The 15,604-nt window shown below is 56.9% G+C and carries 12 protein-coding genes and 2 pseudogenes; 1 reads left to right on the top strand and 13 read right to left on the bottom strand.

Going from position 1 to position 15,604, the window contains the following annotated elements; genetic code table 11:
- Positions 1–12: 12 nt before the first annotated feature.
- The 11 genes and pseudogenes from V7028_RS08435 to V7028_RS08485 form a co-directional block, all read right to left on the bottom strand.
- Positions 13–1,611 carry an ABC-F family ATPase gene (locus V7028_RS08435; RefSeq protein ID WP_334119639.1) on the bottom strand — a complete coding sequence of 533 codons (1,599 nt, stop codon included), beginning with the start codon at positions 1,609–1,611 and terminating at the stop codon, positions 13–15.
- A gap of 79 nt (positions 1,612–1,690) precedes the next feature.
- Positions 1,691–2,623: an LD-carboxypeptidase gene (locus V7028_RS08440; RefSeq protein ID WP_334119640.1), complete on the bottom strand. Its 933-nt coding sequence runs from the start codon at positions 2,621–2,623 to the stop codon at positions 1,691–1,693.
- Between the two features lie 24 nt (positions 2,624–2,647).
- A complete protein-coding gene (locus V7028_RS08445; protein WP_334119641.1) occupies positions 2,648–3,406 on the bottom strand; it encodes a nucleoside deaminase in 759 nt (252 codons plus the stop codon).
- 69 nt (positions 3,407–3,475) lie between these two features.
- Positions 3,476–4,459 carry a branched-chain amino acid ABC transporter permease gene (locus V7028_RS08450; protein WP_334119642.1) on the bottom strand — a complete coding sequence of 328 codons (984 nt, stop codon included), beginning with the start codon at positions 4,457–4,459 and terminating at the stop codon, positions 3,476–3,478.
- Between the two features lie 14 nt (positions 4,460–4,473).
- On the bottom strand, positions 4,474–5,358 hold the full coding sequence (locus V7028_RS08455) for a branched-chain amino acid ABC transporter permease (protein ID WP_334119643.1): 885 nt from the start codon (positions 5,356–5,358) through the stop codon (positions 4,474–4,476).
- A gap of 74 nt (positions 5,359–5,432) precedes the next feature.
- On the bottom strand, positions 5,433–6,638 hold the full coding sequence (locus tag V7028_RS08460; RefSeq protein ID WP_334119644.1) for an ABC transporter substrate-binding protein: 1,206 nt from the start codon (positions 6,636–6,638) through the stop codon (positions 5,433–5,435).
- A gap of 21 nt (positions 6,639–6,659) precedes the next feature.
- Positions 6,660–7,370, bottom strand: coding sequence for an ABC transporter ATP-binding protein (locus V7028_RS08465; RefSeq protein ID WP_334119645.1), 711 nt, complete (start codon positions 7,368–7,370; stop codon positions 6,660–6,662).
- Positions 7,370–8,140, bottom strand: a complete 771-nt coding sequence (locus tag V7028_RS08470) for an ABC transporter ATP-binding protein (RefSeq protein ID WP_334119646.1) — start codon at positions 8,138–8,140, stop codon at positions 7,370–7,372. Before V7028_RS08470 ends, V7028_RS08465 begins: the two co-directional genes overlap by 1 nt.
- A gap of 578 nt (positions 8,141–8,718) precedes the next feature.
- Positions 8,719–8,925: a hypothetical protein gene (locus V7028_RS08475; RefSeq protein WP_334119647.1), complete on the bottom strand. Its 207-nt coding sequence runs from the start codon at positions 8,923–8,925 to the stop codon at positions 8,719–8,721.
- A gap of 30 nt (positions 8,926–8,955) precedes the next feature.
- Positions 8,956–9,626: pseudogene (locus tag V7028_RS08480) on the bottom strand (type 1 glutamine amidotransferase domain-containing protein).
- A gap of 18 nt (positions 9,627–9,644) precedes the next feature.
- Positions 9,645–10,035 (bottom strand): annotated as a pseudogene (locus V7028_RS08485) (type VI secretion protein); the annotation flags it as partial.
- A 170-nt stretch (positions 10,036–10,205) separates the two neighbouring features.
- Between V7028_RS08485 and V7028_RS08490 the strand changes: the two are divergent.
- Positions 10,206–14,114 (top strand): AAA domain-containing protein, encoded by a 3,909-nt coding sequence (locus tag V7028_RS08490; RefSeq protein WP_334119648.1) that lies wholly within the window; start codon positions 10,206–10,208, stop codon positions 14,112–14,114.
- A gap of 161 nt (positions 14,115–14,275) precedes the next feature.
- Here the strand turns inward: V7028_RS08490 and V7028_RS08495 are convergent, their stop codons facing one another.
- Together V7028_RS08495 and V7028_RS08500 are read right to left on the bottom strand one after the other, a co-directional pair.
- On the bottom strand, positions 14,276–14,536 hold the full coding sequence (locus V7028_RS08495) for a hypothetical protein (protein ID WP_334119649.1): 261 nt from the start codon (positions 14,534–14,536) through the stop codon (positions 14,276–14,278).
- A gap of 624 nt (positions 14,537–15,160) precedes the next feature.
- A partial coding sequence (locus V7028_RS08500) for a GMP synthase (glutamine-hydrolyzing) (RefSeq protein ID WP_442918713.1) occupies positions 15,161–15,604 on the bottom strand: 444 nt, incomplete at its 5' end.

Consider the following 15,604-nt stretch of genomic DNA (forward strand, 5'->3'; position numbering starts at 1 on the left):
CGATCCAAAGCGTCAAGCCAACCCAAGGCTATCGCGGTATTCCTCGTAAGTGCCGCGGTAGTCGGTAATGCCGTCTTCACGCATTTCGAAAATACGTGTGGCAATGCCCGACACAAACTGCCTGTCATGCGACACCACAAACACAGTGCCTTCGTATTTTTCAATCGCGTACTGCAAGGATTCAATCGATTCCATGTCCAGGTGGTTGGTGGGTTCGTCCATCAACAACACGTTGTGTCGGCCCAGCATCAAGCGGCCAAACACCAGGCGGTTTTTCTCTCCACCGGAACACACTTTTACTTGTTTGGTAATTTCATCGTTCGAGAACAGCAAGCGCCCCAGAATGCCGCGAATTACCTGATCATCGTCACCTTCCTGGGCGAATCGTTCAGTCCACTCGCGCAGGCTTAGCTTGGTGTCAAATTCATCGCTAACATCCTGAGCCATGTAGCCCAGGTCTGCGTTTTCAGACCATTTCACTTCACCGTAAGTGGGTTCCAGTGCTTTGGCCAGCAGCTTCAGCAGCGTGGTTTTTCCAACACCGTTTGCACCTACAATGCCCACTTTGTCGCCAGCTTCCACCATGATGGAAAAGTCGCGAATCACTTTGTTGTCGCCATAGGCTAGGCTGACATTGTCCAACTCTACTGCCAGGCGGTGCATTTTCTTTTTCTGCTCAAAACGAATAAACGGGTTTTGGCGTGAAGATGGTTTCAAAATCACGGTGTCTTGCTTGATCTTTTCAATCTGCTTCTGGCGCGAAGTGGCCTGACGCGCTTTGGACTTGTTGGCCGCAAAACGGCGCACGAAGTCTTGCAAATCAGAAATGCGTTCTTTGGCGCGGGCGTTCGAAGCCTGTGCACGCTCACGGGCCTGTGATGCGGCCAGCATGTAATCGTCGTAGTTGCCGGGCACCACCTGCAGCGTGCCGTAATCCAGGTCGGCCATGTGGGTGCACACTTCGTTCAGAAAGTGGCGGTCGTGGCTGATAATGATCATCGTGCTTTCGTACTGGTTCAGCACGTTTTCCAGCCAGGCAATCGTGTTGATGTCCAGGTTGTTTGTGGGTTCGTCCAGCAACAGAATATCGGGTTTGGAAAACAGGGCTTGTGCCAGCAACACGCGCAGCTTCCAGCCCGGTGCAATTTCGCTCATCAGGCCGTTGTGCTGTTCAGTGGGTATGCCTGCGCCCAGCAGCAGTTCGCCTGCACGCGCTTCGGCTTCGTAACCGCCAAATTCTGCATACACGGCTTCCAGGTCGGCCGCGCGCATGTAGTCTTCATCGGTGGCTTCGGGGTTGGCGTACAGGGCATCGCGTTCTGTCATGGCGGCCCACATTTCTTTGTGGCCCATCATTACCACGTCCAGCACCCGGAATTCTTCAAATGCAAACTGGTCCTGGCTCAATTTGCCCAAGCGCATATGGCGGTCAATGTCTACGTTGCCACTGCTGGGTTCCAGGTCGCCACCCAGAATTTTCATGAATGTCGATTTTCCGCAGCCGTTTGCGCCAATCAAGCCATAGCGGTTGCCATCGCCGAACTTGGCATTGATATTCTCGAAAAGCGGCTTGGCGCCGAACTGCATGGTGATATTGGCTGCGGTGAGCATAAGTATTGGAAAACTCAGTGATTTTTAACGAAGGTGGCATTATACATGCCCAAAGCGCGGGTGCGTGGCTGGCTGGGCTTTAGCGAAGGATCTGCGTCAGGCGTGCGGCCTGCCCCGCTTCAATGCTTAACTGCCCCTGCCCGCCCTGAAACCAGCAGGCTTTGGGGGTGCAGTGGCCAAACGGGAATTCAAGAATAACTGGTGCGCGCCCCAGTTGCTGGTGTACAAATTGGGCTGCACTGTGCAGGGTGTAACCGTTGTCGTGATTGCCCGGTTTGGGTTCACAAAAATTGCCCAGCACAATGGCCTGTTGTTGGGCCAAAACACCTGCATGCAACAGTTGCAGCAGCATGCGTTCAATTTTGTAGGCTGGTTCGTTCACGTCTTCCAGTACCAAAATTCCGCCAGGCACGGTGGGCAGCCAGGGTGTGCCGATCAGGCTGCACAGCAGGGTCAGGTTCCCGCCCCACACAGGGCCGCTGACATGCAGTTTTTCCGTGGCGCTTTGCAGGCCGGCACATGGTGCATGCCATTGCACATCGACTTGCCCGTGTTGAACTGCGCGTAAAAAATGTTCCTTTGTTTGTGCATCTACACCTTCCTGCGGGCCAAAGTCGAAACAGGCCATGGGGCCGTGCAACAAGGTTGCAGGCTTTGCACCCGCATTCAGCAATGCAAGCTGCAAGCTGGTAATGTCGCTGTGCCCGCTTAGCAGGTGGCCATGTTCATTCAGGCACCGTGCCAGTTCAGGAAAATTCAGCGTGGGCAACAAGCGGCTTAATCCATAACCGCCCCGCGTGGCCATCAGCAATGCGGGTGTTTGTGTTTTAAACGCATGTTCAATGCTTGAACACCGTGTGGTTTCATCGCCAGCAAAGCGTTGCACACGTAAACGTGTTTCCGGCATTTCAGCGGTGGCAAAGCCGAGCGATTGAAGCTGCAAGCTGGCACGATCAAGCAATGCTTCATCGATAAGCGCGCCGCTTGGCGAGAAAAAAACAAGTTGATTCAACGCTGCGCCCAATTCATCTCCGTTTTACAAATACTGTTTCCATGACCGCACGGGTTCACCGTTGAAATAATCGCACAAACTGGCCAGAATGGCGGCCTGTTGAAGCGCCTGCCCGCTTTTCAATGCATCGCTGCGCCGTGCCAAATCAGTGGCCACCTGTTCAAGCCCGCGATTCAAAAAGTCCTGGGGGCAATGGTAGCCAAGTTGTGCAAGCTCAAGTAGCGTTTCCTTGTTGGCGTTGGGCAGGTTCAACACGCTGGCCAGTTCGGCCACGGCCTGTTCCCGTTGCTTGCGGCGGGTTTTAAAAAAACTTACCAGAATGCTTTCACATGCATCGGCCAGGCAACCCGTCTCAAACCGGCAAGGGTGCCAAGCTTCTGATTTTTCAAACACGGCCAATGCGTCGCTTAAATTGCCGTTGTAACGCGATTGCTCGCAACCAATGACAACACGCCCAATGCGTGCATGCAGTATCGCCCCCAGGCACATCAAACAGGGTTGCAAAGTGACATACAAGGTGGCCTGCGCACCCAACCGGTAATTGCCCACTGATTTGCAGGCCTGTTGAATGGCTTGAATTTCAGCGTGGGCACACGCGTCGTTTTTGGAAATGGGTGAATTGTGTGCGGCTGCAATTGCTTCATCGTTGAGCACCAGCACCGCGCCAATTGGCACTTCACCTGCTGCGGCGGCAAGCCGGGCCTGTTCCAGTGCCAGTTGCATCCACGGCGCATCGGCAGCTTGCCCGCCATGTAGGTCAACCGGAAATTTTTTTGGCTGCATAATCAATCTTGGCCACAAGAATGGCGTCAGTGTGACACAAAAAAACCCGGTGCTGGACCGGGTTTTTCTTTACTTGTCTGCCTTAAGCAACCTGCGGCTGTTCCAGGCCAGTATCTCGCCCACAATGCCTTTGCGAAAAGCCAGCACCACCACAATGAAAATGAAGCCAGTCACAATCGTGACCTGTTCACCCAGTGACCTGAACCAGTCGATGTTGGTGGTTACCGCCATCCAGGTGCCAAATTCGCCAATGCGGTTTTCCAGCGCAATAATGACGATGGCACCCACGATGGGGCCAGCCAAGGTGCCCAAGCCACCCACCAGTGTCATCAGTACCACAAGGCCGGACATGGTCCAGTGCACATCGGTCAGCGTTTCGAACCCCAGCACCGTGGCCTTGGTGGCACCGGCCAGGCCCGACAACGCGGCTGACAGCACAAACACCAAAAGCTTGTACCGGTCGACGTCGTAACCCAGGGAAATGGCGCGTGGTTCGTTTTCTTTGATGGCTTTGAGCACCTGCCCGAATGGCGAGTGCACCGTGCGCACAATCAGCGCGTAGCCCGCAATGCAAATGGCCAACACCACGTAGTACAGGGTCAGGTCATTGCTTAAATCGACCACCCCGAACAAGGTGCCGCGCGGAATACCCTGCAAACCGTCTTCCCCGCCGGTGAACCGCGCTTGCAGAAAAATGAAGTACAGCATTTGCGCCAGCGCAAGCGTGATCATGGTGAAGTAAATGCCCTGCCTTCGAATGGCAAGTGAACCCATGACCAGGCCAATGAAGGCTGCGAAGGCTACGCCTGCAACAATGCCAATTTCAAAAGGCAAGCCCAGGTCGCGAATGACATAGCCCGCAATGTACCCTGCCCCACCCAGAAATGCGGCATGCCCGAACGACAACAAACCGGTGTAACCAATCAGCAGGTTGAACGCGCAGGCAAACAGCGCAAAGCACAGCAGCTTCATCAATAGCACCGGGTACATCATGAACGGTGCTGCCAGTGCAATGATTATGGCCACAATGGCAATGATTGTATTTTTATTCATCACGTTGAGGTCCTTTACTTCTCGCGGCCGAACAAACCGGCCGGACGGATCATGAGCACAATGGCCATGATGATGAACACCACGGTGGCTGACAATTCTGGATAAAAAACACGGGTTAAACCCTCGACAATGCCCAGGGTAAGCCCGGTAATAATTGAACCCAGAATGGAGCCCATGCCGCCGATAACAACCACGGCGAACACCGTGATGATCAGGTTTGAACCCATGAGTGGAGATATTTGAATGACTGGTGCGGCAAGCACGCCCGCAAACGCTGCCAGGGCAACACCAAAACCATAGGTTAGTGTGACCATCAAGGGCACATTGATGCCGAATGCTTCAACCAGTCGCGGGTTTTCTGTACCGGCACGCAGCAAAGCGCCCAGCTTGGTTTTTTCAATCATGATCCATGTTGCGAAGCACACCACGAGCGATGCAACTACAACCCAGGCACGGTAATTGGGCAATATCATGAAGCCCAGATTGGTCGCGCCCTGTAGTGCTTCGGGCACTGTGTAAGGTTGACCTGATACACCATAGATTGAACGAAACACGCCTTCCAGCATCAGGGTAATGCCAAAGGTCAGCAACAAGCCATACAGGTGATCAAGCTTGTACAGCCAGCGCAGCATGGTTTTCTCGATCAGTATGCCGAACGCACCCACCAGCAGGGGCGCCAAAGCCAGCATGACCCAATAATTCAGGTCGAAGTAAGCCATGCCCATCCACGCCAAAAATGCACCCATCATGTAGAGCGCACCGTGGGCGAAATTGATCACATTGAGCAAGCCGAAAATGACGGCCAGGCCCAGGGACAACATGGCGTAAAACGAGCCGTTGACCAAGCCCAACAACAATTGCCCCAAAAAGGCCTGCAAGGGAATACCAAAAATTTCCATGAATACGAATCCGGGAGCAGCTCCCCTTGCCATTTGAGCAAAGGGAGCTTGGGTCTTATTGTGGTTTTACTAAATTACTTCCACAAGGCGCATTTTGTTTCTGCTTTGGTGGTGAAGGCTTCTTCACCTGGAATGGATTGCACGACCTTCAGGTAATCCCATGGCTTTTTGGATTCCTTGGTGTCTTTTACCTGCATCAGGAACATGTCGTGAATCATGCTGCCATCGGCGCGGTAGTAACCGTTCTTGGCGTACATGTCGTTGACCTTTTGTTTGCGCAGGGCGTCCATTACCTTCGCGCCGTCATCCGTGCCTGCTGCCTTCACGGCATTCAGGTACTGCAAGGTGGCCGAGTAATCTGCCGCGTGCAAGCTGCTGGGCATTTTTTTCATTTTCGAGAAGAAACGTTGTGCCCATTTGCGCGATTCGTCGTTTTGATCCCAGTACCAGCTGTCGGTCAGGTACATGCCTTTCGTTTGACCCAGGCCCAAGGCGTGCACATCGTTGATGAACATCAACAAACCAGCCAGTTTCATGGTGCCGGTTACACCAAATTCATTGGCTGCCTTGATGGAATTCACCGTGTCGCCACCCGCGTTGGCCAAGCCCAGAATTTGCGCGCCAGAGGCTTGTGCCTGCAGCATGAATGATGAAAAATCAGACGCTGACAATGGGTGACGAACGGCGCCCTTGACCGTGCCGCCATTGGCTTTTACCACTGCAGTGGTGTCAGTTTCCAGCGATGTACCAAATGCATAATCGGCGGTCAGGAAGTACCAGTTTTTTCCGCCCTGCTTGGTGACCGCAGAACCAGTTCCTTTGGCCATGGCCACTGTGTCATAAGCGTAGTGAACGCTGTAAGGGTTGCATTCTTCGTTGGTGATGCGTGCCGTGCCCGCGCCAATTACAAAATTGGGTTTCTGCTTTTCAGCTGCCACTTTGGCCATGGCCAGTGCCGTGCCCGAATTGGTGCCCGAAATCAGCATGTCAACGCCTTCGGTGTCGAACCACTCGCGCGCTTTGCTGGCTGCAATGTCAGCCTTGTTCTGGTGATCGGCAAATACAAATTCAATTTTCTTGCCGTTCAGTTTTCCACCGAAATCAGCAATTGCCATTTTCACCGCTTCAACGCCGCCAGGGCCGTCAATGTCGGCGTACAGGCCAGACATGTCGGTGATCATGCCGATCTTGATCGTGTCATTGGACATTTGCGCCTGGGCTGAACCCGCAGCAAATGCAAACAAGGCCATCAGTCCAGTTGCGATTGGTTTTAATTTCATCATCATCTCCTTTGGTTTAAGTTATACGCCCAGCAGCGAATGCAGCACGGGCATTTTTTCATCGAGTTCCCTGGATGCAAATGCTTCCACAATTTGTCCATGTTCCACCACGTAGAAGCGGTCTGCCAAGGGGGCAGCAAAACGGAAATTCTGTTCCACCATCACGATGGTGTAGCCTTTGGCTTTCAGGGTGGTGATCATTTTGGCCAAGGCTTGGACAATTACAGGGGCCAGGCCTTCTGAAATTTCATCCAGCAGCAGCAGTTTTGCGCCGGTGCGAAGAATTCGCGCAACGGCCAGCATTTGTTGTTCACCGCCCGACAGGCGCGTGCCCTGGCTGTTTTTTCGTTCGGCCAGGTTGGGAAACATCTCGTAAATTTCAGCAACGCTCATGCCCTTGTCTGTTTTGGATACAAAGGGCGGCAGCATCAGGTTTTCTTCAGCAGAAAGCGATGAAAAAATGCCGCGTTCTTCAGGGCAGTAACCCACACCCAAGTGCGCAATTTTGTGGGTGGGCAGGCTGATGGCCTCAACCCCGTTGATCTTGATCGATCCTTTGCGTGAACCCGTCAAGCCCATGATGGCGCGAAGCGTACTGGTACGCCCAGCGCCATTTCGCCCCAGCAATGTCACCACTTCGCCAGTTTGAACGGTCAGGTTCAGGTCGTGAAGAATGTGCGATTCACCATACCAGGCGTGTAGCCCTTTGATTTCAAGTGCAGGGGTGCCCATCAGTGCGTGCCCTCCAGTACATCTGTGCTGGAACCCATGTAGGCTTCCATCACCGCCGGGTTGCGAGACACTTCGGCGTAGCTGCCTTCGGCCAACACCGCACCGCGTTGCAACACGGAAATACGGTCCGATATTCCAGCCACTACATTCATGTTGTGTTCCACCATCAGGATGGTTCGGCCAGCAGACACCTTCTTGATCAGTTGGGTTACCCGGTGCACATCTTCGTGGCCCATGCCCTGTGTTGGTTCGTCCAGCAGCATCAGTTCAGGTTCCATGCCCAGCGTGGTTGCTATTTCAAGTGCGCGCTTGCGGCCATAGGGCAAGTCCACTGTCATGGTGTCTGCAAAACTTTCCAGGTCAACCAAGGTCAACAGTTCCATCGCCCTTTCGTTCAGCACAGAAAGTTTCTTCTCGTTTTGCCAAAAGTAAAACGAATTGCCGAGTGGGCGCTGCAAGCCAATGCGCACGTTTTCCAGCACGGTAAGGTGCGGAAACACCGCTGAAATTTGAAACGAGCGAATGATGCCCTGCCGCGCAATCTGGGCTGGCCTGGCCGATGTGATTTCCTTGCCGTTGAACAAAATGTGCCCGGATGTGGGCGTTAAAAATTTCGTCAACAGATTGAAACACGTGGTTTTACCGGCTCCATTGGGGCCGATCAGCGCGTGGATATGCCCGCGCTGCACTTTCAAATTCACATCGCTGACCGCAGTGAATCCCTTGAATTCCTTGGTCAACGCCCTTGTCTCCAACACTACTTCTGCCATGGGTTCTCCATGTTGTATCTTTCGTTGTACCGTTCAATGCCGGGCTGCACGGATGGTTAAATATCGTCAACGATGTTGGCATGTGGGTATTCATTCGGGAATTAGGGCAAACCTCAACCCCTGAATGCAAAAAAGCCCGCAATTGCGGGCTTCTGTGTAAGGCTGAGGTAAGTGACTGGCGTTGCGGGGTGCTTTTATTCCCACTCGATCATCAACAAGCCTTCTAAACCCTCGTGGTTAAAGGGATTGGCTGTGATCAACATAGGGCGTTACCGTCACTTTTACCGTAAGAAGCGCGCATCTTTTGCTGGCGCGGGAGATGGGGCAATTTGCGGGGCGGCGACTCTGGCAACACCATCATCAATCAACTCACATCATACCGAACAAGGGCCAAAACTTCAGCCTTTGCGCAGCAGCGCAATCCAACTTGCAGGAATGGCCGTCATCGACGCACTACGCAATGCGGCACCGAACCCAGTCGGCAGCTTCTTCAGCTGAAGACATGACTCGGCACGTAAAGTCGCGATCGATGGCGAGGTTCCGCTGCCTCAACAGTGCGTGCATGGGTCCATCGGTCTTCACGATGTGGACTTCGTGTTGAGCCCTTTGCGGGCCGATTCCGCAGGCGCGATGACATGCGGACGGCTGGGGTCGGCTACGTGGCTTCCATCGATTACGCGGCTACCCCAGTCCAGCAAGTAAGGGGCCTCCGCGCGTACCAAGCCCTGCGTGGCCGCACCGATGGCGGGATCGAGCACATACTCTTCGACACAGATCAGTTTCATGCTTGGCCCCATTCACGTGTCAACGGCAGCTCACGCCAACAGGGCGTCACGCAATGCTTCGCCCAGACTTGCGGCGGACTGCGGGTTCTGACCGGTGATGAGTCGCCCGTCGACGACCACGTTGTTGGACCAGTTGAGTGTGCTCTGGTGATGTGCGCCGCGCTCGTTGAGCGTGGAAGCTAGCAGGAAGGGCACCACGTGGGTGGACTGCACTTCCTCTTCCTCTCCGTTCGTGAAGGCAGCGATCCGCTTGCCCGCCACCAATAGGCTGCCATCGACGCGGCGCGCGTTGACGAGGGCCGCCGGGCCGTGGCATACCGCCGAAACGATGCCGCCCGCGGCGTCAATCTCGCGGATGGCTTTTTGTGCAGCAGCGTTATCGGGGAAGTCCCACATCGTGCCGTGACCGCCTGCGAAGAAGATGGCCGAATAGTGCGAAGGAACCACCTCGTCGATGCGCATCGTGTTGGCGATGGCATGGCGGAAATCGGCATCGGCCCAGTAGTGGGCGATTACCGGGTCTTTCATGTCTTCCAGACCGTCTAGTGGCGCGTTGCCGCCCTCGATGGATGCGAATTCAACCTGGATTCCGGCTGCGTGCAGCTTGCAAGGTTGTATCCGGTGGGGATGCCGGTCGCACCCTTTACCGCGCAGCTTGTGACGACGAAAAGGATGGGTTTGAGTTCAGAGGCATTCTGGATGCCACGCTCCAGCAACGGCAGCAAGTTGTCCACAGCCAAGCGCTGCAAGGTGCGATCCAACCCCGTCCACCGCTCCTGGTCGACTTTGCACTGCATGGCACGCTGGATCTCCAGCTCGGTGCGCGGCCCGGCGGCGCATCCCCTCGGCGATGTAGTCGCGGGAAATGATAAGGTCTTTTCCAGTATCGTCCTTGCCACGCAAGACGACGTGCGTGTGCGGGTTGCCGGTGTTCCAGTGGTCCACCACCGCCACCCAGTCCAGCCGCGTGCCCAAGTCGGCCTCCAGGCGCGCCATCAGGTGCCGGGTGTAGGTACGCAGGTCTTCGAGCTGTTCGGCGGATACGATGAAGCGGAACTGGTGCCGATCCTCGCGCCCGCGTTCCTCGAAAGCGGTGGCATCCGCCGCATCGGCGAAGCACAGCGTCCGTGGGAAAGCCAGGACATGGCACAATATGGGCAATCAGCGCCTCACTGAGGTGTCCCGCATGCGAACTGCACCCATGGCAATCAAGCCAATGGACAGCAAATGCCCGCAGCGTGGACCCTGAAGCGAACAAAGAACATGAAAGGGAAGGCATCTTGAAGGAGTCCGAGAACATCGTCCGGTACTGGCATGCAGTCGAGTTGCTGCAGCCGCAATCGGCCCCCAAGATCAAAAAGCGCAATAGTCCCTATGGGGCATTCCTTCACGACACGCCGTGCGCACGCCCCATCCCTCCCTGGACACCCGAGAGCATCGTCAGCAAGCAGGTGCTTCCCGACAAGCGCGCATGGAGCCACACACTCTATGCACACCTGTACGACAGTCGGCTCGTCGCCGCCGCGCTCCGGGAACTGTACGGCGCCGACCAGGGCTACCGCGAACCACAACACCGAGAGTCAGCACTGTTCGCCGCGAAGTTCACCATGAGCGGGCAATTGGTGGAGGACAGTTTCGTGCTCTCCAGCGAAGCCTGGTTTCTCGGACGGGCGTTGGCGAGAAAGGACTGGACACGCGAATTCGAGGACGATCAACGGGCCGCCGCCGAGCAGGCGCTAGCGCAGCTACAGGGCCAAGTGTCTGGCGACGCAATGCGGGACTTCACCCGGTGGGTGCTGCAGTTCCTCGGCGTGGCGGACTTCTTTGCGACTGTTGAGCGCCCACCACTGCGATTCCGTTCTCAACCCGTCAAACCCGACAAGCCCGCATCGGAGGACGATCCGCTCAACAGCTTCCTGCTCGACGACCTGGCCATCGTTGCTGACAGCCTCAGCAAGGGCGTGGCGAGTGAGGCGTTGAACCAATACCTGCGCCGCCACGATCCGCAACCGCGACAGCACATCGATAGTGACAACGCTTCCCGGTCGCTGATTGAGCGGCTGATGCCGCAGGCCCATGCCGATAGCTGCTGGCCTTCCGAACGGCACCTGGGGCTTGTGCATTCCCAGCAACTGGCCGTGAACACGGTACTGTCCAAGCTGGCTGACGGACAGGGACTTCTGGGAGTCAATGGCCCGCCGGGCACGGGCAAAACGACTCTGCTGCGCGACTTGATCGCCGCCATCATCACCAGCGGGCAATTGGTGGAGGACAGTTTCGTGCTCTCCAGCGAAGCCTGGTTTCTCGGACGGGCGTTGGCGAGAAAGGACTGGACACGCGAATTCGAGGACGATCAACGGGCCGCCGCCGAGCAGGCGCTAGCGCAGCTACAGGGCCAAGTGTCTGGCGACGCAATGCGGGACTTCACCCGGTGGGTGCTGCAGTTCCTCGGCGTGGCGGACTTCTTTGCGACTGTTGAGCGCCCACCACTGCGATTCCGTTCTCAACCCGTCAAACCCGACAAGCCCGCATCGGAGGACGATCCGCTCAACAGCTTCCTGCTCGACGACCTGGCCATCGTTGCTGACAGCCTCAGCAAGGGCGTGGCGAGTGAGGCGTTGAACCAATACCTGCGCCGCCACGATCCGCAACCGCGACAGCACATCGATAGTGACAACGCTTCCCGGTCGCTGATTGAGCGGCTGATGCCGCAGGCCCATGCCGATAGCTGCTGGCCTTCCGAACGGCACCTGGGGCTTGTGCATTCCCAGCAACTGGCCGTGAACACGGTACTGTCCAAGCTGGCTGACGGACAGGGACTTCTGGGAGTCAATGGCCCGCCGGGCACGGGCAAAACGACTCTGCTGCGCGACTTGATCGCCGCCATCATCACCAGTCGGGCCGACGTGCTTGCCACGCTGCGCCGCGCATCCGACGGTTTCGCCAGCAACGCGCGCGAAGTCTGCAACGATGGCGGCAAGGAACAGGTCGCCTTCAAGCTCAATCCTGCGCTGTACGGCTTCGAGATCGTGGTCGCTTCGTCCAACAACGGCGCCGTGGAGAACGTCACCCTTGAACTGCCCCAGCGCGACAAGATCGACGAGAGCTGGTTGCCCGAGGCCGAGCACTTCGCCGACCTGGGCGAGCTGATCACCGGCAAGCCGGCCTGGGGATTGATCTCTGGTGCTCTGGGCAGCAAGGCGCGGCGCAAGGCGTTCGTGGACCGCTACTTCTACGGGCAGAGTCCATCGGCCGGCCAAGGCAAGGTGAACAACAACGAGGAGGCCAGCGACGAAACCGACGATGAGAATGTCGTCAAGACCTTGTTTGCCAGCCCGGCCACTGCTGCCGGGGCCGATGGCCTTCAAGCACTTCCAGAACTACAGAAGAAGGCGCCGCAAGGCCTGATGGCGTGGCTTGGCGGGCATAGTCAGCTCAACAAGGAGCGCACGTCGGAAGAACGCCAAGCCCTGTGGCAACAGGCGGTCGCCGAGTACGAGGCGGCCAAGGCGCAGGTTCGCTCGGCATGCGCTGATGCCTCCCGCATCCGCGCTCTGATCCAGACGCTGGAAACGACCAGGAAGAAGATCACCGAAACGACCGCCACCTTGCAAGCGCTAGAAAAGCGCTTGGTGCACACGACGGAACAACAGGCACGTCTGGATGCCGAGGAAGGCCGCCCCGCCAATGCGGCGTTCAAGCATGCGCTGGAGGCGCTTGCACAGCACCAAGCCAGCAAACCAGGGTTCTGGGCGAACCTATGCAGTCTGTGGCGAGTGTCACGCACCTGGAACACTGCGCTGAAACTGCTGCAAGACCGGCAGGGTCTTGCCAAGGCCGAGTTCGACCGCATCGCACGACTCGCCAAGCAGCTCGATGACTCCAGGCAGCAACTGGATCAGCAGATCGTCAATGCGCAGCAGGCGTTGAAAAAAATGCGGGCGGAAGATCAATCCCTGACGCAGCAGGCCAGCGATCTGGCCAGCGCTTGCCGGGCCGACCATCTGCTGGCATGGCTGCGCGGCGGCGTCATCGGTCGTGGCGACGCCATCGAGCTGGCCGAACCCTGGCACATCGAGGGCTGGCGACAGGCCCGAGCGCGCGTCTTCGTCCGGGCACTGAAGCTGCATCGGACGTTCTTCGAGCTGGAGGCGGCACGGATGCGCTCCAACCTGTTCCTGATCAACGCGATGTTGACCGGCACCCACCTGCAAGGACTCTCGCACGAGGCAATTCGCTCGGCTTGGGCCTCGTTGTTCATGGTCGTGCCGGTGCTCAGCAGCACCTTTGCCTCGTTCGCACGCTCTTTCCGCTCGTTGGGGCCGGGGGAGATCGGCTGGCTGCTGGTTGATGAAGCCGGACAGGCACCTCCGCAAGCAGCGGTGGGTGCGCTGTGGCGCTCCAGGCGCGCGCTGCTGGTGGGTGACCCTCTCCAGCTCAAGCCTATCGTCACCGTGTCCGACGCAGTGCTGGAACACATGCGCACGCGCCACCGCGTCGATGCGCATTGGCTCCCCAACAGACAGTCCGCGCAGACCTTGGCAGACCAGGCCACGACATGGGGCCGTCTGGCAGGACCGGCCGACGGCAAGACATGGGTGGGGCTGCCGTTGGTCGTGCATCGGCGCTGCGACAAGCCGATGCACGGGCTGGCCAACCGCATCGCCTACGACGGTGCAATGGTGTACGGCACCATCGCACCGCGCGCTGACAAAGAGACGCGCGCCCGCCTGCCAACAGGATGGATTCACGCCAGCGGAGCATCCGACGGGAACTGGGTGCCGGCAGAAGAAGACGCCCTGCGGGCACTACTCGCCCTGCTGCGCGCGGACGGCGTGGATGCGGCCGACATCTCGGTCATCACGCCCTTCAAGGCTGTCCAGGAAAATCTCAAACGTGTGCTCGGCGACACGATGGTTTCCGGAACCATCCACACCATGCAGGGCAAGGAGGCTCCCGTCGTCATCATGGTGTTGGGCGGCAATACCGAAGGTTCCGGCGCACGGGATTGGGCGGTCTCGGAACCCAACCTGTTGAACGTGGCTGTAACACGGGCCAAGCGGCGCTTCTACGTGATCGGCGACCGAAACGACTGGCAGAACCGGTCGTTGTTTTGCGATGTCATGGACCTCTTGCCGCTCCAGCGCCTCCCCACGGGCGACTTGTTTGACCTCAGTTCCATGAAATAACCATTTCGTGGTGAAGTTTAGTCTGGATCGGATCGCAGTAGCATTCTTAAGGATGCGCTGGTGGCCCCACTCCGAACTTCCGCGAAGCACAGATCGGGGCATTGGCGGTAGCCAACCGCTTGTGCACTGGAACAATTTGTTGGAATGTACTTGCCTGACCTTTAGGCTCTCCGAAACTGGCTCGGATTGGCTCCGGTGGCCTTGCGCATCATCGTCTGAGTGCTGTCGCATCCTCGTAGTCCACGGATGCGGCAATCTGGCCCTACAAACGGCGCCTGCGCTTGGCGCCCGTCAATCAACAAAAATTTGCCGATCGCCTTAGCCAGTGCTGGACCAAAGCGCAGTCCAAACAAATGCAACATCAGGTCCGAATGTCCAAATGCTGCACCTGCAGTGATCACCTGGCCGTCACTGACAATCATGCGATCCGCGTTGACCAAGCACCTTGGTGCCATGCGTTTCAGTTCTGGGGCCAGCCACCAGGACGTCGTGGCGTGGCGCTTCTGAAGAAGGTCCGCCCGCTCAGCATCGGGCTCTGCCAAGCGCGACTCAACAGCCTCGATGCTGTTGGGGCCTAGGCCGGGGACGTAGAGAGGGCCGCGAGCCCGACGGCGGAACGCCGTGATGCCCAAGGGAAGCCTCGTTAAAATGATGGGAGCAAACAGGGTTGATGGCTATCGTGGTCAGAAGCCTTATAAATCTTGGACTTAGGCTTGAGATTGCGCAGAGCGGTGTCGGTAAGCATCGAGATTTTCCCTCCTGTTCTTGACGGCTTTTACCGTCAGGGGTCAGGAGACCTGCTGATGCCGGGAAAGCCGCGTAGAACAAGCTTTCCTGAGGAGTGATTTACCGTCAAAGACCGGTTTGGTCTGGATAGTAAACGGGAGGGTCTTAATCCGGCCTCCGGTTTCTACCGTCACCTCTACCGCCAATCCGTTTTGCTGACCAGCGATAGTCACCGATAGTTGTTGTGATATATTTCTTTTTAAATCAACATGTTATGACGGTTTTTCGGTGGGTCACGATAATCCCAGAAGGACCTGGTTTCACTCCCACTCAATCGTGGCTGGCGGCTTTCCAGAGACATCATAAACAACCCGGTTTACGCCGCGTACTTCGTTGATGATGCGGTTGGAAATGCGCCCTAACAAAGAATACGGCAAGTGTGCCCAGTGTGCAGTCATGAAGTCTTGGGTTTGCACGGCGCGAATGGCCACCACGTATTCGTAGGTGCGGCCATCGCCCATTACGCCCACCGACTTCACGGGCAAAAACACCGCAAAGGCCTGGCTTGTCAGGTCGTACCAGGATTTACCAATTTGATCTTCGGTGCACAGTTCAGCTGCGGCGTCTTTTGCAGTGGCTTTGGTGTTGCGCAGTTCTTCAATGAATACGGCATCGGCCAGTTGCAGAATTTCGGCATATTCAGCCTTTACCTCGCCCAAAATTCGAACGCCCAGGCCGGGGCCCGGGAAGGGGTGACGGTACAC

Source organism: Limnobacter sp., assembly GCF_036846585.1.
Lineage (GTDB): Bacteria > Pseudomonadota > Gammaproteobacteria > Burkholderiales > Burkholderiaceae_B > Limnobacter.

Excerpts from the sequence above, each read along its gene's own strand:
- V7028_RS08465 (WP_334119645.1), bottom strand. The coding sequence starts at position 7,370 with ATGGGCACCCCTGCACTTGAAATCAAAGGGCTACACGCCTGGTATGGT.
- V7028_RS08470 (WP_334119646.1), bottom strand. The coding sequence starts at position 8,140 with ATGGCAGAAGTAGTGTTGGAGACAAGGGCGTTGACCAAGGAATTCAAG.
- V7028_RS08475 (WP_334119647.1), bottom strand. The coding sequence starts at position 8,925 with ATGAAACTGATCTGTGTCGAAGAGTATGTGCTCGATCCCGCCATCGGT.
- V7028_RS08450 (WP_334119642.1), bottom strand. The coding sequence starts at position 4,459 with ATGAATAAAAATACAATCATTGCCATTGTGGCCATAATCATTGCACTG.
- V7028_RS08435 (WP_334119639.1), bottom strand. The coding sequence starts at position 1,611 with ATGCTCACCGCAGCCAATATCACCATGCAGTTCGGCGCCAAGCCGCTT.
- V7028_RS08460 (WP_334119644.1), bottom strand. The coding sequence starts at position 6,638 with ATGAAATTAAAACCAATCGCAACTGGACTGATGGCCTTGTTTGCATTT.
- V7028_RS08445 (WP_334119641.1), bottom strand. The coding sequence starts at position 3,406 with ATGCAGCCAAAAAAATTTCCGGTTGACCTACATGGCGGGCAAGCTGCC.
- V7028_RS08495 (WP_334119649.1), bottom strand. The coding sequence starts at position 14,536 with ATGATTGTCAGTGACGGCCAGGTGATCACTGCAGGTGCAGCATTTGGA.
- V7028_RS08455 (WP_334119643.1), bottom strand. The coding sequence starts at position 5,358 with ATGGAAATTTTTGGTATTCCCTTGCAGGCCTTTTTGGGGCAATTGTTG.